26 protein-coding genes and 1 riboswitch are annotated in these 21030 nt (G+C 43.9%); of the genes, 8 read left to right on the top strand and 18 right to left on the bottom strand.

The features are described from left to right. Genes ABTV07_RS01340 through ABTV07_RS01330 form a run of 3 tightly spaced genes read right to left on the bottom strand, consistent with a single transcriptional unit; the run spans position 1 to position 2457 of the window. Positions 1–798 carry an ABC transporter permease gene (locus ABTV07_RS01340; protein WP_433746524.1) on the bottom strand — a complete coding sequence of 266 codons (798 nt, stop codon included), beginning with the start codon at positions 796–798 and terminating at the stop codon, positions 1–3. Next, positions 795–1895, bottom strand: coding sequence for an ABC transporter ATP-binding protein (locus ABTV07_RS01335; protein ID WP_433746523.1), 1101 nt, complete (start codon positions 1893–1895; stop codon positions 795–797). Before ABTV07_RS01335 ends, ABTV07_RS01340 begins: the two co-directional genes overlap by 4 nt. 19 nt (positions 1896–1914) lie before the next feature. Beyond that, positions 1915–2457, bottom strand: a complete 543-nt coding sequence (locus ABTV07_RS01330; RefSeq protein ID WP_433746520.1) for a helix-turn-helix domain-containing protein — start codon at positions 2455–2457, stop codon at positions 1915–1917. Positions 2458–2742: 285 nt separating this feature from the next. Here ABTV07_RS01330 and ABTV07_RS01325 point away from each other — a divergent pair, with 285 nt between their 5' ends. Beyond that, positions 2743–3495 (top strand): MBL fold metallo-hydrolase, encoded by a 753-nt coding sequence (locus ABTV07_RS01325; protein ID WP_433746517.1) that lies wholly within the window; start codon positions 2743–2745, stop codon positions 3493–3495. A 44-nt stretch (positions 3496–3539) separates the two neighbouring features. On the opposite strand, the gene ABTV07_RS01320 is transcribed toward ABTV07_RS01325, so the two are convergent. Further along, positions 3540–3974, bottom strand: a complete 435-nt coding sequence (locus ABTV07_RS01320; protein WP_433746514.1) for a ferritin-like domain-containing protein — start codon at positions 3972–3974, stop codon at positions 3540–3542. A 280-nt stretch (positions 3975–4254) separates the two neighbouring features. Between ABTV07_RS01320 and ABTV07_RS01315 the strand changes: the two genes are divergently transcribed. Together ABTV07_RS01315 and ABTV07_RS01310 are read left to right on the top strand one after the other, a co-directional pair. Next, positions 4255–5856, top strand: a complete 1602-nt coding sequence (locus ABTV07_RS01315) for a copper resistance CopC/CopD family protein (protein ID WP_433746511.1) — start codon at positions 4255–4257, stop codon at positions 5854–5856. A gap of 16 nt (positions 5857–5872) precedes the next feature. Next, complete coding sequence (locus ABTV07_RS01310; RefSeq protein ID WP_433746508.1) at positions 5873–6493, top strand: YcnI family copper-binding membrane protein; 621 nt, start codon at positions 5873–5875, stop codon at positions 6491–6493. Between the two features lie 52 nt (positions 6494–6545). Here the strand turns inward: ABTV07_RS01310 and ABTV07_RS01305 are convergent, their stop codons facing one another. After that, positions 6546–7157 carry a flavin reductase family protein gene (locus ABTV07_RS01305; RefSeq protein ID WP_433746505.1) on the bottom strand — a complete coding sequence of 204 codons (612 nt, stop codon included), beginning with the start codon at positions 7155–7157 and terminating at the stop codon, positions 6546–6548. A 96-nt stretch (positions 7158–7253) separates the two neighbouring features. On the opposite strand from ABTV07_RS01305, the gene ABTV07_RS01300 reads away from it, so the two are divergent. Beyond that, the gene (locus tag ABTV07_RS01300; protein WP_433746503.1) at positions 7254–7934 is read left to right on the top strand and encodes an ArsR/SmtB family transcription factor; all 681 of its coding nucleotides are present in this window, start codon (positions 7254–7256) and stop codon (positions 7932–7934) included. A gap of 64 nt (positions 7935–7998) precedes the next feature. On the opposite strand, the gene ABTV07_RS01295 is transcribed toward ABTV07_RS01300, so the two are convergent. Genes ABTV07_RS01295 through tenA form a run of 4 tightly spaced genes read right to left on the bottom strand, consistent with a single transcriptional unit; the run spans position 7999 to position 11575 of the window. Next, on the bottom strand, positions 7999–8796 hold the full coding sequence (locus ABTV07_RS01295; RefSeq protein WP_433746500.1) for an energy-coupling factor transporter transmembrane component T family protein: 798 nt from the start codon (positions 8794–8796) through the stop codon (positions 7999–8001). Beyond that, positions 8789–10249: an ABC transporter ATP-binding protein gene (locus tag ABTV07_RS01290; protein WP_433746498.1), complete on the bottom strand. Its 1461-nt coding sequence runs from the start codon at positions 10247–10249 to the stop codon at positions 8789–8791. The genes ABTV07_RS01295 and ABTV07_RS01290 overlap by 8 nt, the downstream gene beginning before the upstream one ends. A gap of 13 nt (positions 10250–10262) precedes the next feature. Continuing rightward, a complete protein-coding gene (locus tag ABTV07_RS01285) occupies positions 10263–10853 on the bottom strand; it encodes an ECF transporter S component (RefSeq protein WP_433746495.1) in 591 nt (196 codons plus the stop codon). After that, positions 10850–11575 (bottom strand): thiaminase II, encoded by a 726-nt coding sequence (gene tenA / locus ABTV07_RS01280; RefSeq protein ID WP_433746492.1) that lies wholly within the window; start codon positions 11573–11575, stop codon positions 10850–10852. The genes ABTV07_RS01285 and tenA overlap by 4 nt, the downstream gene beginning before the upstream one ends. A gap of 141 nt (positions 11576–11716) precedes the next feature. Beyond that, positions 11717–11815, bottom strand: a riboswitch (TPP riboswitch). Positions 11816–11968: 153 nt separating this feature from the next. Between tenA and ABTV07_RS01275 the strand changes: the two genes are divergently transcribed. Next, positions 11969–12112: a hypothetical protein gene (locus tag ABTV07_RS01275; RefSeq protein ID WP_433746489.1), complete on the top strand. Its 144-nt coding sequence runs from the start codon at positions 11969–11971 to the stop codon at positions 12110–12112. A 53-nt stretch (positions 12113–12165) separates the two neighbouring features. Here ABTV07_RS01275 and ABTV07_RS01270 read toward each other — a convergent pair whose 3' ends face one another. Then, positions 12166–12486: a YnfA family protein gene (locus ABTV07_RS01270; RefSeq protein ID WP_433746488.1), complete on the bottom strand. Its 321-nt coding sequence runs from the start codon at positions 12484–12486 to the stop codon at positions 12166–12168. 207 nt (positions 12487–12693) lie between these two features. Beyond that, positions 12694–13092, bottom strand: a complete 399-nt coding sequence (locus ABTV07_RS01265) for a hypothetical protein (protein WP_433746485.1) — start codon at positions 13090–13092, stop codon at positions 12694–12696. A 473-nt stretch (positions 13093–13565) separates the two neighbouring features. On the opposite strand from ABTV07_RS01265, the gene ABTV07_RS01260 reads away from it, so the two are divergent. The 3 genes from ABTV07_RS01260 to ABTV07_RS01250 all read left to right on the top strand — a co-directional run bounded on the left by ABTV07_RS01260 (position 13566) and on the right by ABTV07_RS01250 (position 15543). Further along, positions 13566–14291 carry a DsbA family oxidoreductase gene (locus tag ABTV07_RS01260; RefSeq protein WP_433746483.1) on the top strand — a complete coding sequence of 242 codons (726 nt, stop codon included), beginning with the start codon at positions 13566–13568 and terminating at the stop codon, positions 14289–14291. A 163-nt stretch (positions 14292–14454) separates the two neighbouring features. Then, entirely contained in the window at positions 14455–14919 is a 465-nt protein-coding gene (locus ABTV07_RS01255; RefSeq protein WP_433746480.1) for an Lrp/AsnC family transcriptional regulator, read from the top strand. Between the two features lie 9 nt (positions 14920–14928). Beyond that, positions 14929–15543, top strand: a complete 615-nt coding sequence (locus ABTV07_RS01250; protein WP_433746477.1) for a LysE family translocator — start codon at positions 14929–14931, stop codon at positions 15541–15543. Between the two features lie 221 nt (positions 15544–15764). On the opposite strand, the gene ABTV07_RS01245 is transcribed toward ABTV07_RS01250, so the two are convergent. The 7 genes from ABTV07_RS01245 to ABTV07_RS01215 form a co-directional block, all read right to left on the bottom strand. Beyond that, complete coding sequence (locus ABTV07_RS01245; RefSeq protein ID WP_433751028.1) at positions 15765–17135, bottom strand: MATE family efflux transporter; 1371 nt, start codon at positions 17133–17135, stop codon at positions 15765–15767. A 378-nt stretch (positions 17136–17513) separates the two neighbouring features. Further along, a complete protein-coding gene (locus ABTV07_RS01240) occupies positions 17514–17690 on the bottom strand; it encodes a hypothetical protein (RefSeq protein WP_433746474.1) in 177 nt (58 codons plus the stop codon). A 74-nt stretch (positions 17691–17764) separates the two neighbouring features. Then, positions 17765–18322 (bottom strand): isochorismatase family cysteine hydrolase, encoded by a 558-nt coding sequence (locus tag ABTV07_RS01235; protein WP_433746471.1) that lies wholly within the window; start codon positions 18320–18322, stop codon positions 17765–17767. Between the two features lie 145 nt (positions 18323–18467). After that, positions 18468–19271: a hypothetical protein gene (locus tag ABTV07_RS01230; RefSeq protein ID WP_433746468.1), complete on the bottom strand. Its 804-nt coding sequence runs from the start codon at positions 19269–19271 to the stop codon at positions 18468–18470. Then, positions 19268–20128: a hypothetical protein gene (locus ABTV07_RS01225; RefSeq protein ID WP_433746465.1), complete on the bottom strand. Its 861-nt coding sequence runs from the start codon at positions 20126–20128 to the stop codon at positions 19268–19270. The genes ABTV07_RS01230 and ABTV07_RS01225 overlap by 4 nt, the downstream gene beginning before the upstream one ends. A gap of 118 nt (positions 20129–20246) precedes the next feature. Then, complete coding sequence (locus ABTV07_RS01220; RefSeq protein ID WP_170137284.1) at positions 20247–20417, bottom strand: hypothetical protein; 171 nt, start codon at positions 20415–20417, stop codon at positions 20247–20249. An 80-nt stretch (positions 20418–20497) separates the two neighbouring features. Further along, positions 20498–21007, bottom strand: coding sequence for a DUF3189 family protein (locus ABTV07_RS01215; RefSeq protein ID WP_433746462.1), 510 nt, complete (start codon positions 21005–21007; stop codon positions 20498–20500). Positions 21008–21030: the final 23 nt, after the last annotated feature.

The raw sequence follows: 21030 nt of genomic DNA, 5'->3' as shown, positions 1-21030 counted from the left end.
TTACAGCCCTCTCTTTCTGCTGCCTGTGGTGACCATGATGACGACCATGATAATAATCAGGAACACCGCGATTGTGGAACCCATTCCCCAATCCATCGTCACAAGGAAATGCTGTTCAATCGCTGTACCGAGAGTGATGACCCGGTTGCCGGCAATAAGCCTTGTGAGCATGAAGAGAGAAAGGGCCGGAATGAATACTGCCTGGCATCCCGATTTGACTCCGTCAAGCGTCAACGGGAATATCACTTTCTTGAATGTCGTCCATGCGCTTGCCCCTAAATCCCGGGATGCAGAAATCAAGGATGGATTCATTTCTTCCAGGGCGTTATAGATTGGTAAAATCATAAACGGTATAAAAATATAGACCGAAACAAAGATGAAGCTGAAATCAGTGAACAAAATTTGTTTTGTGCCGATTCCGACAGCTTCTAAAAACGCATTTGCTGCTCCATATGTTCCAAATATTCCGATGAATGCATAAGCCTTCAGCAGCAAGTTGATCCAAGATGGAAGAATGATCAGTAAAAGCCAAAGCTGCTTATGCTTCGTCTTTGTCAGGATATAAGCAGCCGGGTACGCAATCAACAGGGAAAAGGCCGTGATTAAAAACGCATACCAAAAGGAGCTTATCGTCATTTTTATATAAACAGGTGTAAAGAATTTTTGATAGTTTTCAAAGCTAAAATCCCCTTCGATGTTGAAGAAGGAATAATAGACAATCAAAAGGATTGGAGCTACGACAAACAATATAATCCAGAATACATAAGGAATCAGGTAGACATTTCTCGTTTTGCTCATTTTAAGGCTCCTTCTTGATAGCCTTCGAGGCGTCTGTCAAAGTCCTCTTCCGATTCATTAAATCTCATGACGTGGATAGCTTCTGGTTCGAAATACAGCCCGATTTTCGTACCGACTACCGCTTTTTTCGTTGAATGGACAAGCCATTCATTGCCGGCATCATCGAATCCGCAGATTTCATAGTGAACCCCCCGGAACAATTGAGAATCAACCCTTACTTCCAGCTTGCCTTGTTCAGGTTTTGTGATCTCCAGATCTTCCGGACGGATGACAATTTCGATCGATTCGTTGGACTGAAGCCCCTTATCCACACATTCAAATTGTTTTCCGACAAACTCAACGAGGTAATCTTTCACCATTTTTCCTGAAACGATGTTTGACTCCCCAATGAAATCCGCCACAAAGCGGTTGATCGGCTCATCATAGATATCGATAGGTGTACCACTTTGCTGGATGACGCCTTCATTCATGACAAAGATTTCATCCGACATCGCAAGCGCCTCTTCCTGATCATGTGTGACGAAGATGAACGTGATCCCCAGTCTGCGCTGCAGCTCCCTCAACTCATACTGCATTTCCGTACGAAGCTTTAAATCAAGGGCCGACAGCGGCTCATCCAAAAGGATTACTTCAGGCTCGTTTACAATGGCACGGGCAATTGCGACACGCTGTCTCTGCCCGCCGGACATTTCATTGATTTCTCTTGTTTCATATCCTTCCAAGTTCACGAAGCGAAGCGCTTCACGGACCTTTTCCTGGATCTGTGCATTTTTCATTTTCTTGATGCGAAGTCCGAATGCGACATTTTCAAATACATTTAAATGTGGAAACAGTGCATAGTCCTGAAACACCGTATTGACCTGTCTTTTATTAGCAGGCAATTGATTTACTTTTTTGTCATTGATGTAGATCGTTCCTTCAGTAGGCTCCATGAATCCTGCGATTAAACGCAAGATGGTTGTTTTCCCACACCCTGAAGGTCCGAGGAGCGTATAGAATTTCCCTTTTTCTATTTCAAAACTGACATCTTTCAATACAGTTGTTTCATCAAATTTCTTTGTTACATTTTCAAAACGAATGATCGTCTGCTCTTCCACTCATTCCCACTCCCTAACGTTATAAATAAGATTCTGTTGCGGCAATCAAAACTTTTGAGGTCCCATGATGGGCATTAATGAATTGGTGCTCATCCGAGGCCAGATAATAAATCGATTCGCCCTGTTTGGCATGAAAGAAGGTATTCCCGATCCGAACGGAGATCTTCCCTTCCAAGACATAGGCAAAAGTTTCTGATAAAGACGGAGGGAAAGCTTTGAACTCTCCTTTTTCCTGGAGCGTTAAAATGATAGGCTCCATCTCCTTTTCATTCGATTCCGGCACAAGCCATTGAATTCGGTAGCCTTTTTCATCATCCCAATACTCGGTTTGATCTTCTTCCCGGTAAACGACTTTTTGATCGGAAACCTCTTCATCAAAGAAGTCCTTCGGGGAACAGCCCAGCACTTCCAAAATACTGAAGAACGTATCAATGGAAGGTGAACTGAGGTCTCTTTCAAGCTGCGAAATATATCCCTTGCTTAAATCGGTTCGTTCACCCAACTCTTCTTGAGTAAGCCCTTTTTTCACCCTTAAGTTTTTGATTTTCTTCCCTATTTTCATTTCAGTACCTCTCTCACTGTTTAAAATAAGTAAACTCAAAGTGAAGAAAGTTTATTATTACGAAACTTTATGTTTAATATAAATGCTAGTTCATTATACAAAAACTGTTTTTGAATTCCAATCATTTTTTATGGATTTCTTTTGGAAATTTAACGTAAAAATTAGCGACATAATATATTGACAAACAAATATTTTTGTGTTATAATTAAATATTTTTAAATTGACCGGACCCCTCTTTTTCTTTATTCTATATTTTGTAGAAAAAATAAAGGGGCGAACACGAATATGAAAATCGGAAACGGAATTGAAATGCTTGAGATATCGGCAGAAATGATGGGGGCTGTTCAGACAATCCATCCTGTATTAATCTGGGATGATAAGGGAGCTCTATTATTGGATACCGGATTTCCCGGCCAGCTTCCACTCTTTAAAGTAGCGTTTGAAAAAGCAGGCATCCGGATGGATTTTCTTTCGACTATCCTCATTACCCATCAGGATATTGACCATATCGGCAGCCTCCCTGCTCTCCTTGAAGAAGCAGAAGGATCTATCCAGGTTTTGGCCAGCAGTGTGGAACGGCCATATATCCAGGGAGATAAACGATTACTGAAGATTACGGATGAAGCTATTTCTAAAGTGGAAGCAAGTCTCCCTGCAGATATTCCAGAGCAATGGAAAAAATCGTTTATTTCTATCTTAAAAAATCCGCCGCAAGCTCCAGTCGACAAAGTCATAACCGGGGGAGACGTGTTGGATTTCGGCGGCGGATTGACCGTCCTCGCTACCCCGGGACATACTCCAGGACATATCAGCCTTTACCATCACGAAAGCAAGACATTGATAGCCGGAGACGCCATGGTGGTGGAAAATGGAGAGCTTCAAGGTCCTTCACCATCCGTCACACTCGATATGACCTCTGCACTCCATTCGCTTAAGCAGCTGCTTGAACTCGATATTGACAAGGTCATCTGCTACCACGGCGGTTTGTACGAAGGGAATATCCATGATCGAATCAAAGAAATAATTAAACAAAAATAAACAAAACCCCCGCCAATCCCGGCGGGGGTTTTCGTCTATTCTATTTAGTTAAAACGGGCATCGCTTAGAATGCGCCCGATTTCTTCCATATGTCCTGTTTCATCTGCAATCATATCATCAAGTTTGACAGTCAGTTCTGTCAAACCGAGCTCTTCTGCCTGTTTTTTGCGTTTCTCGTAGCGTTCGATTGTATCTTTCTCTGCACGGTGCGCTTCTTCAAGCATCTCCTGAACATCTGTCAGCTGCTTCACTTCAGCAGGCTTTGTTGTCGGTGATCCGCCCAATGTTTTGATTTTTTCAGCCAAGTACAATGCGTGTCCCTGCTCATCGCTGATTTCACTTTCAAAGAAAGGCTTCAGCGTTTGACGATACAAACCTGATACTACAGCTGCATTGTATGTATACATAATGGAAGCAGCATACTCGTTTGCTAAATCCTCATTTAAACCATCGATTAACTCTTTCATTTTTTGATCCATGAATACATCTTCCTTTCTTCTTCATTGATTCTATATGTACTTTACCCGTTCTAAAAAAAAATAATCATTCACTGAGGGAATTCATCTGGTGTAATGCTTTTTCAAGTGATCCAAAAAAGGATTTCAATCGTTATCTTGTTACTCATTGTTATAAAATGTTCAACATTTCGCTACCAATCGTTCACAACCTTTCGCGCTATTAAAGCAAATGTTCACTATAATTAAGTTTGAAAATGTGAAAATCAGTTAAAAATTAACTACTAATGAGGAGGTGGCTTCTATGAAGATACATAAGGGTTGGCTGCGGCTATTGTTTTTAAGCTTCTTGGCCATCTTCAGCTTATTGCCTCCAAAATTGGCTGATGCCCATGCTGTACTACTGTCAGCTTCACCTATGGAAAACAGCACACTTAAAAAAGCACCAGAGCAAATCATTCTTACGTTCAATGAACGGCTTGAAGGCGGCCTTTACGAAATTAAAGTGAAGGACTCAAACGGGAGATCATCCACTTCCAGCGAAACATCGTTGAGCAAGAACCACCAACAATTGTCCATCAAGCTTCCTCCGTTGAAGAATGGAGTCTACTCAGTTACCTATAGGGCCACCTCCCAGGACGGACACCCCGTGGGCTCCACCTATGTGTTCTCCATCGGGAAGCCGCTTTCGGATTCCGAGAAATCACAAATTCTCAGCAGCACTGGAAGCTCAAGTCCATTCGGGCTCGTCTGGTTTTTCCGCTCCATTTATTACTTAAGCCTCCTCATTCTTACTGGATGGCTTGCATGGCGGATAATTTCACCTGATTCATTCATAACGGCGCCAAACGAAAAAAACTGGCTGATGCGCATGAAATGGTTTTATATATACATGCTGATCATCATTGGAATCGGACCAAACGCCGATGTGCTGTTATCCGGACACTCCCTGAATGTAAACAACCTTATTCCTTTCTTTACTGGTACATCATTTGGAATCGCTTGGGGACTCTCGCTGATCATCAGCATTGCAGGTTTATGGATTGGCGGGAAATCAAAATGGTTTGACGGCTTCTGGATCCTTTCCCTTTTAGCACTTGAAGGGGTCAATGGACATGCCAATTCAACTGTCCCAAAAATATTAGGCATCTCTTTTGATATACTCCACCTAGGTTCAGCAGCCATCTGGACAGGCGGATTATTCTATATTTTGATTTTCTGGAAAAGACACCGTGAACAAACAAAGAAGTTCATCCCTCTTTTCTCTCAAGGTGCATTGGCCAGCATGATCCTTCTGTTTCTAACAGGAGGGATACTGACTTTGATGCTCGCAGGAGATATCTCTTATCTAACGAAAGATTTATGGGGCATCCTCTTGCTGTCAAAAATCGGTCTAGCATGCATAGTGCTCATAATTGGAGCAGCCTTGCGCAAGAAATTGGCCAAGCTGCAAGAAGATGGCTTCCGCAAATGGTTCCGGGCAGATCTGACGCTCATGATCCTCATCACTGCCATCGTTGGGGGACTTACATACACAAGCCCTCTTCCAGAAAATAAACCGATCGAGTGGGCAAGCACACAAAATGACTTTAAGGTTTCAACAGCTGTGTCCCCCGTGCAGCCGGGGACAAACAGCCACTTTCAAACCACTGTAGAAACTCCGGACGGACAGAAACCCAATGATGTCCAACTGGTCCTGAAGCAGATAGGAAAAGAAGAAGCGGAACCTATCGAGGTCCCGCTAAAATCTTATAAAAATACAGGAAGCTCATACTTCTATCGTGCTGACGGGATTTACTTCCCAGCACCTGGCGATTGGCAGATGGAAATAATCGTTTACGACAGTAAGGACAACTATTCCGTTTTCAAAAAAGAGTTCACTCTTTATGAAATAAATACTAAATGAAAGCAGGTAATCCAAAATGAAAAAGGCATTGAAAATGATTCCACTCGCATTCGTATTACTGTTTGCTTTTGCAGGCATGGCAAGCGCACACGTTGTAGTATTTCCAAAAGAAGTACAACAGGGGACATATGAAAAATTTACGGTAAGGGTGCCATCTGAAGGAGAAATGGCAACAACCATGTTGAAAGTCGCTGTGCCGGATGGAGTCGACATCTCCAGGGTTAAAGCTGTTCCAGGATGGTCTTATACATTCGAAAAAGGTGCAAGCGGCAAGGTAACAAGCATCACGTGGAAAGCTGATGATAAAGGAATTTCCTCCACTGAATTCGGTGAATTCGATATGCAGGGAAAAGTGAGCGACAATGCAGATCAATTGATCTGGAAAGCCTACCAAACCTATGCAGATAACAGCGAAGTAAAATGGATCGGCCCGGAAGATTCCGATAAGCCTGCGTCCATCACGGTTGTCAGCAAAAGCACCGGTATGGAAGGTGATCATCACGCCTCCCATTCAGCAGCAGATGTTCAGAGTGAAGATAATGAGGGTGACGCTTCATCCCTTCCTCTCTATCTATCCATTGGGGCATTGGTGATTGCAGTCCTTGCCTTTATCGTTGCGTTGATGAAGAAGAAATAATCGAATGCTTCAAATTCCAAGAGCCCTGCCGAATAATTCAGCAGGGCTCTTTTCATGCTCTAAATGTTTTCCCAAGTTCATTTCCAAGCCCAAAGTAGTGGCGGAAGTTATAGATAAGCGGACTCCAATTAGCAGGGTCGATGTAGTTCTCATTTTTTAATATCGTTTCCGAAGCATGAAAATGGATAGCTTCCGTTTCAACGATTGCAAAAAACGGATCGTATTCCGGAATACGGATATGATTGACTTTGGCTTCAATCTGTATGGGACATTCTTGAATCCGCTGCGGAATTACTGTCTTAGATTCAACCGCTGTAAATCCTGCAGCATGGAACTTGTCTTTCATATAGGAAAAACCGATTTCTTTTTTAATATCCGGCACTTCCACTTTCCCGGTGTATGAAGCCAGTTTTTCAACTTTCTCCCATAAACTTGGATCCGGAAGGTTTATCGTGCATTCCTTATGTCTTTCCAAATTCTCGATCGCTTTTCCTCCAAGGCCGATTCCGAGAATGATATTTTTCCCAAGCGCCCAGGAAGAAGATATAGGGCTTATATTGGTGGTTCCATCTTCATTGAGCGTATTCAATAAAACAACAGGCGTTCCATAATACATGACTTTCGGATGAATTTCCCTTATGTTTTCCCGCGTTTCTGTTTTCATTTCATTCCCTCCATTCATTCACTCATCCATTGTATATTTTTTACATTTCAATTATCATCGAAATATGGATGTAAATTATTGAAAGGTGGAATTAGGATGAACCCCAATATTTCTTCTGTGGCTGCTGCTATCAGTGAACCTTCAAGAGCGGCCATGCTGGTATGCCTAATGGACGGCAGTGTTCACCCTGCAAGTGAATTGGCACTTGCGGCTAAAATCAAGCCCCAGACAGCAAGCTTTCATTTGAACAAGTTGATGGAATCCAACTTGATTTGTGCAGAGAAGCATGGCAGGCATCGATATTATCGGCTAGTCAATAATGAAGCAGCTGAAATAGTGGAGAAGCTTCTGCAACTATCCACTCCTGAGCCTGTCAAATCCCTGCGCCAAGCAAGCGAAAAGAAAGCCATTGACTATGCGCGTACTTGCTATGACCACCTTGCTGGCCATGTAGGTGTGGCACTTACCACAATGATGATTGACAAAGGCTATTTAGAAAAAGATGATTTAAACTTCATCCTGACGCCAGAAGGAGAACAACTTTTTACTCGGATGGAAATCGACCTCGAAGAAGCCAAAAAGAAACGAAGGGCCTTTGCAAAATGCTGCTTGGATTGGACAGAACGCAGATATCATTTGGCCGGATCACTTGGCCACGCTCTTTTAGAAAGGATGTTTGAGCTGGAATGGCTGACGCGCATCCCAGGCACCCGCGCAGTTAAAGTGACCGCCAGCGGTAAAGCCGGTCTAAAAGAATTTTTATCGTTAGAGTTATGATTATCGTAAAAAAGCTCCCCATGAGCAGAATATCGCCTGCCTGTGGGAAGCTCTTTTTGTTTCCTCATCCTCTTACATCCGTTATCGGGATATAAGGAAAATGTATGCCCGTTAAATAAATAGCCGGAACCATCAAAATCACCAGTCCTATCCACAGCCAATCCAAGCGGCTGAAGCCCAGTTGGTAATAAAACGTCCTTTGGGCGCTGCTGTTAAAACGCTTGGCTTCCATGGCGACTGCCATACGATGCGCACGTCGGATGCTTTGGGAAAGCAATGCAATGGAGTAGGTCTTCATCATGTGATAGACCCCTTTCAGCCCCTTCCTTTTCTGTATGCCCCTGACTTTCAAGGCTGAGCGGATGGTCTGGAATTCCGCAATCATAATCGGAATCAAACGGACGCCTGCCATGAAACTGTAAGCGTATTTAGGGCTGAGCTTCAGCTGCTGCATCAGCGAGTAGAATAAATAGACCGGGCGGGTTGTCAGACTGAATAAAAGGCCCAAAAGGGTAAACGCGAAAGCCCTCAATCCGATATGCAAGCCCCTGATAAAGCTTTCTTTTGAAACCTGGATGATTCCCCAATGAATCCATTGTTCCTCTCCGGTCCCGAACAAAATCATCGGAATTGCCGTTGTCAGGGATATGAGGAAAAATGGAAAGGTAATCAAAAATACTCTTTTGATCGGGTGTCCTGAAAAACAAAACAGGATGATGGACAATAATATGGTGAAATTCATGAGAACATTTGGGTTATTGATGAAAAGGGCTGCTAAAAAAAGAATCAAGAGACTGAGCAGTTTTAAGGATGGGTTGACTTTATGAAGCCACGTTTCCTGATATTGAAAAGACCTATGCATGGAATTTCACCCCAGATGGATCAGTCAAATTCAATTGAACATCTTTTTCCTTTACAAGCTCTCCATTCTCAATTTTCCATACTCTTGTAGAATAGTTCTCTATGATTTCCGGTTCATGAGTAATCATGAGGATTGTGGTCCCCTGCTTTCTCCAATGTTCCATCATTTCCAGAATGGCAAACGTATTTTTGGCATCCTGTCCGAATGTCGGCTCATCTAAAAGGACGATGTCAGGCTGTGAAACTATGGCCGCTGCGACGCTCAGTCTTCTCTTCTGCCCCATGGAAAGCTGATATGGATGCTGGCTTCGGCATCCGTTCAGATGAAACATGTCCAGCATTTCCTCTACCCTTTCCTTCACATCTTCTTCTGCCTCTCCCCGAATGCGGAGGGTGTAGCCGATTTCGTCATAGACGGTATGGCTCACAAATTGATGTTCCGGATTTTGAAAAACAAACGTGATAGCATGTGTTAAGTCATCCGTTTTCCCTGCAGCCTTTCCATTGATCGTGTACTTCCCTTTGGTGGGTATAAGCTTCATCAAGCTGTGAAGGAGCGTGCTTTTACCCGCTCCATTTTTGCCGATGACACTGATCCAATCGCCTTTCATTACCAAGGCATGCGGGACTGAGATACGCTCTTCTTTTCCATAAAAGCCTCGAAATTCATTTAATGAAATCACTTCTATAGTTTCAGGAGAGTTTGTTTGTTTCTTTTTTCCACTCAAATAGTCGCTCCATGCTTCCGGATACCAAATCCCTTGCTCCCGCATCGTTTCCTTATGATGGCGAAGAATGGAAGCCGGCGGGCCCTCCGCAGCGACTGTTCCATCATTGCCAAGCATGATGACCCTGTCCACCAGATCCCATACATGCTCAAGCCTATGTTCAACAATCACCATCGTTTTATCAGCTGCTGCGTTAAGGATGGTTTTCCAGATGTCTTCCGTTCCTTCTTGATCGAGCATTGCCGTCGGTTCATCGAGGAACAAGACTTCCGGATCCAACGCAAGTGCAGACGCTATAGCCAGGCGCTGCTTCATCCCACCTGACATCCCGTTGATTTCCTGATGGATATCGTCAAAGGGAAGGCCGACGCTTTTTAGAAGTTCATGGATGCGCTGCTGCATGGCTTCCGGCTGTACATTTAAGTTTTCAAGTACAAAAGCGAGTTCCTCGTCTGCGTAGGGCATACAAAACTGTGAATCAGGGTCTTGAAAGATATACCCCCATGATTCAGGGGTTTGAATGGTCTCTGCTTTCATGGGGATTTCATAGGACTGCGGAATAATCCCTGCCATCACCTGAAGCAGAGTTGATTTCCCGCAGCCCGACGGTCCAATAAGCAGCACCTTTTCTCCTTGATTGATGGAAAGTGTAAAATCCTTAAAAACGAGCCCTTCATTTCCGGGATATTTCAGCCGTAAGTTTTCCACTTTGCAAATGGTGCTCATGCTGCTCACCTCATCATTGATCAAGAGAATCGTATTCCTTTTTGGAGATAGGCCTCAAGATGCCTGTCACACCTGTCTGCTCAAGAGCCTTCACCAAATAGTAGGCAAAGACGCCGGAAATCAGGACGGAGCCAATGAGTCTTGCGACAAGGTATAAAGTGAGATTCCACGGGGCCAAATCTCCAATGTACCCTTTGTACCAATCCATGGAAATGGAACCGACGGCAGAACCGATGGAAGCAAGCGATACCACCAATATGTCGTAGCGCTTATAGCGGAATAACAAGAAAACAAGCTCAGCCAGCAAGCCTTGGATTACGCCGTATATGAGTACTTCGAGGCCCCATTGGGAACCAGTCAGGAATTCGCCGCTGGCGGCTGCGATCTCTGCCAATAAGGCAAGACCAGGCTTTCGAATCAAAAGATAGGCGACTGTTCCCGCCATAAACCACATCCCATAGATCAACTGATCAATATGAAGGCCAAGGGTAGCCGCAAAACTGTACAGCGGCCCCCACACCTTGTAAATCAACCCAAACACGATTGCTACAACAATCGTCACCAAAACATCCGTCAACTTCAGTCCATTCTGTCTTCTGCTCATTTTACTCCCTCCTTCTCGCATGAATCGACAAATTTCGGGTTGTGACAGGCACCTGGAGTGTTACTTGGCCATGTTTCCTGCGTGTAGGCCATTTCCCAGAATTGCAGTTCGTATTGGCTGCTGATGATAAAGAGCTCTTTCATTTGCGCCCTCTGCCTGTCAGTTGCTTCTTCTGCCAACACATCAAGGCGGTTGATCTGTTCTTCCACAAGCGTTCGGAACCAGTCGCCGCCATAGGCTGCAATCCACTCCTGATAGATGGGGTCTTCCGGCTTGCAGTCCTTCAGCCTTTCCCCGATTTCATAGTAAAGCCAGTAGCACGGCAGCAATGCAGCGATGATTTCACCCAACCCTCCAAGACTGGCCGCCCTGTACATATGGGATGTATAGGCATAGGCAGTTGGCGCCGGCTTAAACGATGCACGCTCTTCTTCTGTAATGCCCATTATTGTTGAAAATTTGCTGTGCAGGCTCAACTCCGCCTCAGCTGTGCTTTGGGCATGCGCGGCCAATCGGCTCGTCGTTTCCATATCCAACGCTTTTGCAGCACCGAATGACTGGACGCGGGCAAAATGGCTAAGATAATAGGCATCCTGCATCACATAAAACCGAAATTTTTCTCTGGATAAACTTCCTTCTCCCAACTCACGTACAAACGGATGGCGGAAGCTCGCTTCCCAAATTTCATTAGCCGCTTGCCGGCATTCTTTTGAAAATGACATTTCATTCTCCTCCTCTACCGTTTTCCCACTACCTCTCCCTGCTGTACCAGGATGATTTAAAACATAAAAAAAACCGCTCCTGCACAGGCAGAAACGGTTGTCGTTTAACATCATCAACGAAGCAGCCTCGCTATATAGCGAGATGCACCACAACCACTTCCCTACGCTAGTACAAACTAGATCAGGTTCTAAGGGTTAAGGCTTCTGCCTCTCTCAGCTTTCGCACCCCTAGTGGAAAAATCGCGTATTCATTTTTACATCCCCCATGTTACATCACTCAAATATAAATGACAAGAAAAGAAATTCCTCATCCATCCGAGTAAGCGTTTCATTCATATTTCCGCAAAAATGGACCATCCTATGGAGGAGAGTAATTCCATAGGAGGAATCGTGATGACGGATAATAAATTTGTGGTTCTATTAATGATGACAATCTTCAATATGATTTTAACCATCATTTTCAGCGCCATTTTGATTTCAAAAGCAAACCAGCTGGAGGCAAGTATGGATCAGCCGAAACAGGAAGGAAAAAAATAAAAAGAAACAGCGCCCCGCTCTCCTCTAAATTAGAGATTGTGGACGCTGTTTTTTTATCCTCTTGGCCACCAAAGCATGACCCCCACGCCGATGAGGCAGATGACAGAGCCAATCCAGTCGAATGTATCCGGGGTCTTTTTATCAATTCCCCAGCCCCAAAGAACGGATAGAATGATAAACACTCCCCCATAAGCAGCATAAACCCTGCCAAACGAAGGGAAGCTTTGAAGCGTAGGGATGACGCCATATATAACAAGGATCAAGCTGCCAACGATGCCATACCAGAATGGCTGGCCTTCGCGCAGCCAAAGCCAGACAAGATACCCGCCCCCAATTTCAGCCAGCCCGGCAAGAATGAACAAAATGATCGTCACAGCGCTTCCTCCCCGTTTGCTTATTAAGGACAGTTTATCATTACCTGAGGTGACATACCCGAAGTGACAGGCACCACCCGATTTTTGTCGAAGAAAAAAGGCATGGATATTATCCTGCCTTTTGGATTTATACAAATGATCTTGATGTCATTGATTATGCAAATTCATAACAACTGGGTTCTAGTATGCTATTTGTATAGTAGTCTATTAATCCACTAATTGATTAATATGAATTGGGTACTTTTGAATGATGCTGTGCGCATTTTCCAGTACAACTCTGATGAGCACACAAAACTTTTTAGTTTCAGCTGCCTTTTCAATATTTTCCGGAATGTTCAAGACAAATGAAAAAGTACCAGTTTTGTTTGGCGAGCAGTTATGTGAACAAAAAACGGAACGGCTGTTGATTGTTTCTTCTTTCTTTTGAAATTGATCGATGCTGATAAGATCAATGTCGTAGCGCTTGATTTTCTTTTTTGCGCTGCCGCCTTTTACTTCAAGTTTGCCGTTAATGCAGCCGCCTTTGGAATAAACATCGTTATCTAAATGCAAGCAAGCCTTTGGCATGCCGATTTTATTTTTTAATAAGCGTTCATGAAATAGCATTCCCATCACCTTGTGTCAGAAAATTAATGAATTCCAGCAGCCTTGTGTAAAGACAAGGCAAACCTTCCGAACGGTCCTGCTCAGATTCACAAATAACATAATGCAACTTTTAACCTAAAATTACAAGACCTTTTTTGTAAAAATTTTTATCGAATTAGTGGGAATAAATGGATAGATTAATTATGGTTGAAAATGAGCACGAATCCTGTCGAAAAACATTCGACAGGTGACTGTCACATAGAAAAGCGTAAGCGCCTCGAACAGCCCCGACCAGCATAAGACGGAACTCGAAGGAAATCCTGATTTCCGTAGAGGTACGGCTTATGACTCGAGGGGCTAGGCGCTGAAGCTGGACACTACCCGGTTTTTGTCGAATGAGTTCTTCTGTTGGATATCTTGGGGAGTGTGCCTTTATAATGTGATTGTTGATGGAAATAAGTCGCAGAATATTAATATAGAGGAGTTGTTTTTTCATGAAAGTAGAGGTTTGGTCAGATTACGCATGTCCGTTTTGTTATATAGGGAAACGCAGATTAGAAGGTGGATTGAAGCAATTCGCCCATAGTGATGAGGTGGATGTAGAGTTTAAAAGCTTCCAATTGGACCCTTCTGCGCCTCGTGACAACGAGCACGATATGCATACATTGCTTGCGAAGAAATACGGAATGAGCGTCGAGCAGGCGAAGCAGATGAATGCACAGATGACCCAGCAGGCAAAGGAAGTGGGACTTGATTACCACATCGACACGCTTATTCCGACAAATACTTTCGATGCACATCGCCTTACCCACTTCGCGAAGACGCAAGGGAAAATGGAGGCACTGAAAGAAAGGCTCCTGAAAGCTTACTTCACCGACTCCCTCCATTTAGGGGATCATGACACATTAGTGAAATTGGCTGGCGAGGTTGGACTCGATGAAAATGAAGTCCGCAGCGTCCTGCAAAGCGATGATTTTGGTAAAGAAGTCAACCAGGATCAGCAAATCGCTGCACAAATCGGAGTGACAGGCGTGCCGTTCTATGTGTTCAATCAAAAATATGCTGTCTCAGGAGCACAGCCAAGCGAAGTCTTCCTCGAAGTCCTGAATAAGGTGTGGGAGGAAGAACAGGAAAAGCAGCCGCTGAAAGTTCTGACTCCAGAAAACGGGAACAACGAAGACCCTTCCGGAAACTGCGGGGACGGCAGCTGCAGCATCTAATACCATTACTTACCGTCTTAAGGATAATCCTTTTCGTCATGAGGATTATCCTTTTTTGTTGCCACTGTCATGCTCCAGTTATTTTTTATCGAAAAAATCATTGAAAAAACTTATTAAAATAAGTTATTATACATAAAAACAAAAGAAATGAAGGTTATTTAAAATGGATGCTTTTGATTTGAAAATAATTGAACGATTGATGGAAAATTCACGAATGAAGTGGGCCGACCTCGCAGCTGAAATCGGATTGTCCGCCCCTGCAGCAGCAGAACGGGTGAATAGGCTTATAGAACAAGGGATCATTAAAAAATTCGGCATCCTCATTGACGGGGAGGCCGTCGGTTCCGAATTGACTGCTTTTGTTGCGGTATCGTTAGAACGTCCATCGTACAGAGCACCTTTTTTAGAGCTGATCAATCATCTCGATGAAGTTCAGGAATGCCATCATATTGCCGGCGAAGATGATTACTTGCTTAAAATCCGCTGCCGTAATACCAAGGATTTGGACCGCGTCGTAAGCCATGAAATAAAGGGTCTTCAAGGAATTGTCCGTACGAGGACTACAATTGTGATGGATACTGCAAAGGAATCCTTCAGGCTGCCTCTCAACAGCAGCAAAATGCTGTGAGGCTGACCAATGGACATTTGGATTTTAATAAAGGGCCTTTTAATTGGTCTTTCCATTGCTGCACCAGTCGGACCCATCGGGGTGCTCTGCATCCGGAATACCCTTATGCATGGAAAGAAATCCGGCTTCATTACCGGCATGGGGGCAGCATTTGCTGACGGTGTCTACGGCCTGATTGCGGGCTTTGGACTCACAGGCATCTCTCGGTTCCTTATGGGCTATCAGGATCCGATTCATTTGATTGGCGGCGTCTTCCTTCTCTATTTGGGAGTGCGAACGTATTTTTCCCAGCCTGCAAATGCCCCAGCAATCCTTCCCGAAAAAGCTGGATGGACTGCATTTCTTTCCGTATTTCTTTTGACGCTCTCCAATCCCATGACAATCTTGTCTTTCCTCGCGATTTTCGCGGGTATTGGAGGACAGAAGCCAGGTATCAGCTCTTCTCTCCAGCTCGTATTCGGTGTCTTTTTTGGTTCCATCCTATGGTGGTTTATACTAAGTTCCGGGGTGAATTTAGCCAAAAGCAAGATGACACCTGCCATCTTGCTCCGTATCAATCGGTTATCCGGAGGCATTATTGCCGCTTTTGCCATCTGGACATTGGCATCGCTGATTTCATCATAAGTGCCGACATTTTATTCAAAAAAATGAGGCTATCCACTGCTGTCTGTGGATAGCCTCTTCTTTTTTCGGTGTCCAGCTCCAGCACCTAGAGGCTGGGAGGTTTCCTTCAGCACACTTACGTTAAGTCAACATCGGATCGCTGCGCTCTCCGTGTTTCCTTTATCTCGTGGTGCTTCAGTCCAACCTCGGCGCCTCTTAACAGGCGCTTCCGCTTTTCTAATTCAGTCTATGAGCCTCTCGATTTTTCTCTTTTTCCATGACAGCTGATAATATCCGTACTGCAGAATCAAGCTGACAATGAACGCTGCCGGATAGCCGAGCCAAATGCCGTTGATGCCTAGATCTGTGTAGTGAGAAAGCAGATAAGCAATCGGCACCTCCACAGCCCAAATCGAAATAATGCTGAAAACCGTCGGCCACAAAACCGTACCGCTCGCCCTCATCGAAGCGGTGATGATTTGGGCATGCCCAAAAATCAAGTAGCTCCATAATGTGATGACTAAAAGCCTCTCCGCTATATCAAGTGTATGCTGATTGGTGATAAACAAAGCAAGGATGCCCCTGGAAAAAATATAAACCAGGATGATCAGCACACCGCCCATGATGTAGTTCAGGATGATCCCGCTCTTGATCACTTTCTGCAGACGGTCGAATTGATTTCCACCAATCGCCTGCGCCGCAAAAATCGATACAGCTATCCCTAAACTGATGGCAGGCATCTGGACGTAGCTTGCTACCTGATTTACCGCCCCGTAGGCTGCCGTCGCGTCAGATCCGTATGCATTGACAAAAGCAATGACGGCAATTTCCGAAAGAGAAAGCAGGATCATATTGACGCTCGCAGGTATACCTAAGCGCAATAGAAGCTTCATTAGATTCCATTCGATCTTTAAGTGCTTCCTGACACTCGCATCAAATTGAAGCGGATGCTTCACCATTTTCAAATAAAGCAGCAGTAGGAAAAATGTCACAATGGTTGAAATGACCGACGCATAAGCAGCACCATAAATTCCAAGTTCCGGGAGTCCTAGCCATCCGAATATCAATACCGGAAGCAGGATTATATTCAGCGCCGTACTGACAATCAAGGAATAGAATGGCGTCTTGGAGTCCCCGGTCCCCCTCATGAAAGTCGTATAGACAAAATACATAAACATGATCGGCATAGACCAGAAAAGGATCCTGGAATAATGGACCGTCACATCGATAATATTCTCTGGTGTACCCATTATCCTTAAAATATCCCACGCAAATACACTTCCAAGGACAGCAAGAACCAGTCCTAAAAGAAACGTAGATGTAAGCGTGGTGCCGACAATTGCTTTCAAACGTTCTTCATTTTTTGCTCCATATGCCTGCCCCACCAGGATGGAACTGCCCGACCCCAGTCCGATGGCAAATGAAACAAGCAGGAAGAACAGCGGGAAAAATGCGGAGATTGCCGCAAGAGCATTGACTCCCAAATATCTCCCAACCACTATGCTTCCTACCAGCTGTCCAATGGATTGGAGCGCATTGCTGAGCAGCAGTGGTACAAGAAAAACGAGCATGACCCGCCATATCGGCTTCTCTTCCGGACTTCCCCCTATCATCTCCTTACTGCCTTTTTGCATTTCTTTCGGTGTATCCATATCCCTATCCCCTTTGTAGTGAGATGCCTGTTTGTGAACTCATCCTATTTCTCAAATTAATAGATATTAATTCAGTATGGTCCCACTATATCCCTTCTAAAACAGAAAATTAATTAAGGTGTGATAATAAGAAAAGCGCAAGCGCCTTAATCAGCCCCGGCCAGCATAAGACGGAACTCGAAGGAAATCCTGATTTTCGTAGAGGGACGGCTTATGCATCGAGGGGCTTGGTGCTGGAGCTGGAGAGTACTTTACTCAGAATTTTTATGCTTTCTTATCTAATAAAAAAACACCGCCTCCTCGATCAGCGGTGTCTAACAGTTTATTAATAGTTGTTGATTATGTTGTTCTTTTGAATTCATTCTCAAAAAAGAACGTCTTTGGATGTTCGGAAACGATATAAGAATAGGTTTTCATATGTTTGACATATTGGCATTTTAAAATGGTGACCGATTCACCCGTTTCTTTCACTTGAACGACATCACCGCTGCTGAATTGATTTTTTGAGCCTTTCAATCGCACACTTCCCTTCATATTTCCATTATACCATTATTGAATGTCCGTTAACGGGAAGAATTCTTACCATTTTGTCATTTCATGAATTCTGAAAGGTCAAATTCTTTTGATGGAGTGGTATCGGCAAAGACCGAACGCCGGATAATCTGCAATGCATGCTCATTCGCCTCTTTGCTCTCAGAAGCGATGCAATCCTCTGGGACCCAAAGGTCATACTCGCGCATGTAGGCATCATTTGCGGTGAAAAGAACGCACATATCTCCGGCAACGCCAGTCAAAATCAACTTTTCTACACCCATTTGATTCAAAAGGATTTCAAGCTGAGTTCCAAAAAAAGCGGAATGCTTCGGTTTGATGATAAAAAAATCATCGTTTTCCGGTTCTATTTTTTCCACAATCGGGCGCCCGGGGCTGCGGAGGCATTCTTTGATGATTTCAGAAGCGTTATCCTGCCACTGGCCAAAGTTATCATTGACATAAATGACTGGGAGACCTTTTTCTTTCACCCTTTTCTTAAGTTCTATGAGATGGTCAGTCATCGGGAGTGTATAGTCTAATAAATCTTCTCCTCCCTCAAAATCCATTTTATTGATCATGTCGATAATCAATAAAGCTGCAGAAGCCTCTTTCATCTCATTCACTCCTTTTATATGGATTCTTCCATTTTAAGAGTGCACTTAAACATATTATCATCATGAAGCGACACAAAAGTGCCTGTCACGCCCCGGTTTTTGTCGAAATAAAAAGCCGCCTGATGGCAGCTTTTTGGTGGCACATTCATCTTTCTTTGTAGCGATAGCGGTATTGAATATAATATGGCCTGTCTTCGGTTCGATTAGTCCATCTGCTCCACGCACTATTGTGCTTCACTTCCTCTTTTGTCACCAAGGGAACTGCCTCCTTAGGATTCAAGTGGATGGTCCCAGACTTGATGGTTTCAATCACTTTATCATTCCGGTCAAAAAAGGCCACCTCCACTTGTGCGAGTATTTCTTTATCGTGAAGGTTTTTGATAAAAACAAGATTTTCATAATCATCGTCCCGGCAGGTTGAGCTTTTTCCATAGCAATGCTGACCGGATTCTGCCAATACAGCTGCAACCGCATCGTCTGGAGCTGCCTTTTTTTCCATCTCTTCAAAAGAGGTCTTAGCTCTTTTGATGGCCGAACTGTAAATATACTTTTCTCCTGCGGGCATTATGAATATAAAGATCATTAACATCGAACCTATGAAAACACCGAAGACAACTGTCAACTTTCCCAGCGTGGATGCGTAAGAAGCGATGCTCTTGTTTGTGAGCACTCCTGCTAATGCTGAAATGATAAAGATAAGTGCAAAGATTCCTCCCGTCACCCAGCACATAATTTTGATTTCTTCCCAAATCGGGAAAAAGGAGAAGTGATACTTCAGCCAATAATGAAAATTCATAGCTGCCGCAATCCCAAACACAACTAGTGCAACAGCACCCCCGGCAATAAAATATCTTCCAAGGGTTTTCCAGTGACGGTGATCCATCAATCCGAAAAGAAAAATGATAATGGGGACGGTTGAGCAAAGGATCAGTAAATAAGAAATGATCATGCCTTCACCCCCCTGTCTTGCGAGAAATGAAGCAGTTGATTGTCATCGGTAAACACAGCATGAAAAGGTTTCTCCTGTAGCTTTTGCTCAAATACAATCTTAAAATCCTTTCGTTCCATCTCCGCCAATTTTTCATACATCTCTTCAAATAAAGACGGATTAGTCTTCGTCGTACTGAACAAATAAAAATATTCATCATGCCAGTATGAATAGACTTTCCAGTTGAGCCATTTATAGCCGATGCCGGTCATCCGCCTGATCTTTTGATGCGAAAATAAGCGGTGGGCTTCTGCAAAGGAGAATGCCTTCATCTTCATGGAAATGGGGTAGCAGCCATGCAGCCTTTCCATCATTTGAAGAATGGAGGATTTTCCATTATTATTTGTCCTGCAATCTCTCCAAAGCCTATTTCCCTCATGGATTACATTTGCCTCATCTATTTTTTTCAAGTCCCTCATGGTTGCATTGAAAAAACAAATTTCATTCCGGGACAGCCGCTCTTCATCAAAGCCAGCTTGTTCAAGCTCCTCAAACACAGCCAAGTGAATCTCAAAATCCCCCCTCCGTTTCCGCTGAGGAATTCGCTCCCGATAAAAAGCTGCCGCAATTCTTTCCATAATCCGATGATTCAATTCCTTTTCTTTCAGCTCCTCCAATAAATCCTGCTCGCCCACACTCCGCATATGCTGCTCTGTGTGTTCAATCAAGTAAGACTTCGAGGACCTGCCTTCCGTGGAAAAAATCCATTCCAGTATTCTGTCAGATTCACAAAATAAAAGGCGGGCCGTTATGCTTTTGACAGGTATGTACTCTTCCAATAGCAGCTGCCGGTTCTTCAGAATGGCCAGTTGTTCCATGCCTTATCCTCTCCTTTCTTTTCCTGTTATAAAACTTATTCCTTTACCCAGGGCGCAACAAAAAAACACACCCTTTTTACAAAAATCTGTAAAAAGTGATGTGTCTTTTGAAATGGAATTATACGCCCATTTTCCGTCTAGTATTGCTAGGCTTTTTCGTCATCTGCGATTTCATTTTCTGCGTTTGCTTGACCAATCCGGTATCATGCTTTGTTTCCTGCAAACCTTTCTTCTCAGCAAGCTTCTGTTTCATGGCTTCAGCCAAACTGACTTTCTTTTTTTCGGTCATGTGTTTTATCTCCTTAAAGGAATATAGTTTCCTCCATTATAATCGGCAGGAGAACCCGATACAAGACAGAAAAAATCGCACTAAGCTTGGAACCGTTTATTTTCAAGGATGGTCACTTTCAGGTTGGTCGTTTCCGCTACTTTTTTCGTATTCTCCACGAGTTTAAGGATATCCAGGCAGCACTGCTTTGCACCCTTTACTAATAAGGGGACGCCAATGCTGTCTATATTCAGTTCGCGCGAAAAGAATCCTCCCATCGTCATGGCAAAAGGGACAGTGGGCGAAGTATTGGAGAAAATGATTTTTTCATCCTGATCAAAGCGATCAAGCAGCAATAAACTCAGATCCTTCAGACCATGGATCAAATGCTTATCCCGCCTTCTGCCGATGGTATAGACCGGATTGTCCTGCTCATCCTTCCCGTGAAAAAAGATCTTTCCCGCATCGGTCGGCGCCAGTGCATTAAAATAATCCGTCTGCAAGATTTCTTCTTTCGTAAGCTCCCGATTCTCAGGCAGCCTTCTCAAATGGTATGCTGCGGCGAGCGCAGTCGTATGTGTGCCGCCAAAATCATTATAGATATATATCACATGATCATCCCTTTATGCAGTAT

It is taken from the genome of Falsibacillus pallidus (assembly GCF_050990905.1).
In the GTDB taxonomy this organism is placed as follows: domain Bacteria; phylum Bacillota; class Bacilli; order Bacillales; family DSM-25281; genus Falsibacillus; species Falsibacillus pallidus_A.
Note: the sequence above shows the minus strand (reverse complement) of the source record. Positions and strands in the feature narration are given on the sequence as shown.

What these genes read in the sequence shown, in the direction of transcription:
- ABTV07_RS01340 (WP_433746524.1), bottom strand. Translation starts at nt 798, where the DNA reads ATGAGCAAAACGAGAAATGTCTACCTGATTCCTTATGTATTCTGGATT.
- ABTV07_RS01330 (WP_433746520.1), bottom strand. Translation starts at nt 2,457, where the DNA reads ATGAAAATAGGGAAGAAAATCAAAAACTTAAGGGTGAAAAAAGGGCTT.
- ABTV07_RS01325 (WP_433746517.1), top strand. Translation starts at nt 2,743, where the DNA reads ATGAAAATCGGAAACGGAATTGAAATGCTTGAGATATCGGCAGAAATG.
- ABTV07_RS01320 (WP_433746514.1), bottom strand. Translation starts at nt 3,974, where the DNA reads ATGGATCAAAAAATGAAAGAGTTAATCGATGGTTTAAATGAGGATTTA.
- ABTV07_RS01315 (WP_433746511.1), top strand. Translation starts at nt 4,255, where the DNA reads ATGAAGATACATAAGGGTTGGCTGCGGCTATTGTTTTTAAGCTTCTTG.
- ABTV07_RS01310 (WP_433746508.1), top strand. Translation starts at nt 5,873, where the DNA reads ATGAAAAAGGCATTGAAAATGATTCCACTCGCATTCGTATTACTGTTT.
- ABTV07_RS01305 (WP_433746505.1), bottom strand. Translation starts at nt 7,157, where the DNA reads ATGAAAACAGAAACGCGGGAAAACATAAGGGAAATTCATCCGAAAGTC.
- ABTV07_RS01300 (WP_433746503.1), top strand. Translation starts at nt 7,254, where the DNA reads ATGAACCCCAATATTTCTTCTGTGGCTGCTGCTATCAGTGAACCTTCA.
- ABTV07_RS01295 (WP_433746500.1), bottom strand. Translation starts at nt 8,796, where the DNA reads ATGCATAGGTCTTTTCAATATCAGGAAACGTGGCTTCATAAAGTCAAC.
- ABTV07_RS01290 (WP_433746498.1), bottom strand. Translation starts at nt 10,249, where the DNA reads ATGAGCACCATTTGCAAAGTGGAAAACTTACGGCTGAAATATCCCGGA.
- ABTV07_RS01285 (WP_433746495.1), bottom strand. Translation starts at nt 10,853, where the DNA reads ATGAGCAGAAGACAGAATGGACTGAAGTTGACGGATGTTTTGGTGACG.
- tenA (WP_433746492.1), bottom strand. Translation starts at nt 11,575, where the DNA reads ATGTCATTTTCAAAAGAATGCCGGCAAGCGGCTAATGAAATTTGGGAA.
- ABTV07_RS01275 (WP_433746489.1), top strand. Translation starts at nt 11,969, where the DNA reads ATGACGGATAATAAATTTGTGGTTCTATTAATGATGACAATCTTCAAT.
- ABTV07_RS01265 (WP_433746485.1), bottom strand. Translation starts at nt 13,092, where the DNA reads ATGCTATTTCATGAACGCTTATTAAAAAATAAAATCGGCATGCCAAAG.
- ABTV07_RS01260 (WP_433746483.1), top strand. Translation starts at nt 13,566, where the DNA reads ATGAAAGTAGAGGTTTGGTCAGATTACGCATGTCCGTTTTGTTATATA.
- ABTV07_RS01255 (WP_433746480.1), top strand. Translation starts at nt 14,455, where the DNA reads ATGGATGCTTTTGATTTGAAAATAATTGAACGATTGATGGAAAATTCA.
- ABTV07_RS01250 (WP_433746477.1), top strand. Translation starts at nt 14,929, where the DNA reads ATGGACATTTGGATTTTAATAAAGGGCCTTTTAATTGGTCTTTCCATT.
- ABTV07_RS01245 (WP_433751028.1), bottom strand. Translation starts at nt 17,135, where the DNA reads ATGATAGGGGGAAGTCCGGAAGAGAAGCCGATATGGCGGGTCATGCTC.
- ABTV07_RS01235 (WP_433746471.1), bottom strand. Translation starts at nt 18,322, where the DNA reads ATGAAAGAGGCTTCTGCAGCTTTATTGATTATCGACATGATCAATAAA.
- ABTV07_RS01230 (WP_433746468.1), bottom strand. Translation starts at nt 19,271, where the DNA reads ATGATCATTTCTTATTTACTGATCCTTTGCTCAACCGTCCCCATTATC.
- ABTV07_RS01225 (WP_433746465.1), bottom strand. Translation starts at nt 20,128, where the DNA reads ATGGAACAACTGGCCATTCTGAAGAACCGGCAGCTGCTATTGGAAGAG.
- ABTV07_RS01220 (WP_170137284.1), bottom strand. Translation starts at nt 20,417, where the DNA reads ATGACCGAAAAAAAGAAAGTCAGTTTGGCTGAAGCCATGAAACAGAAG.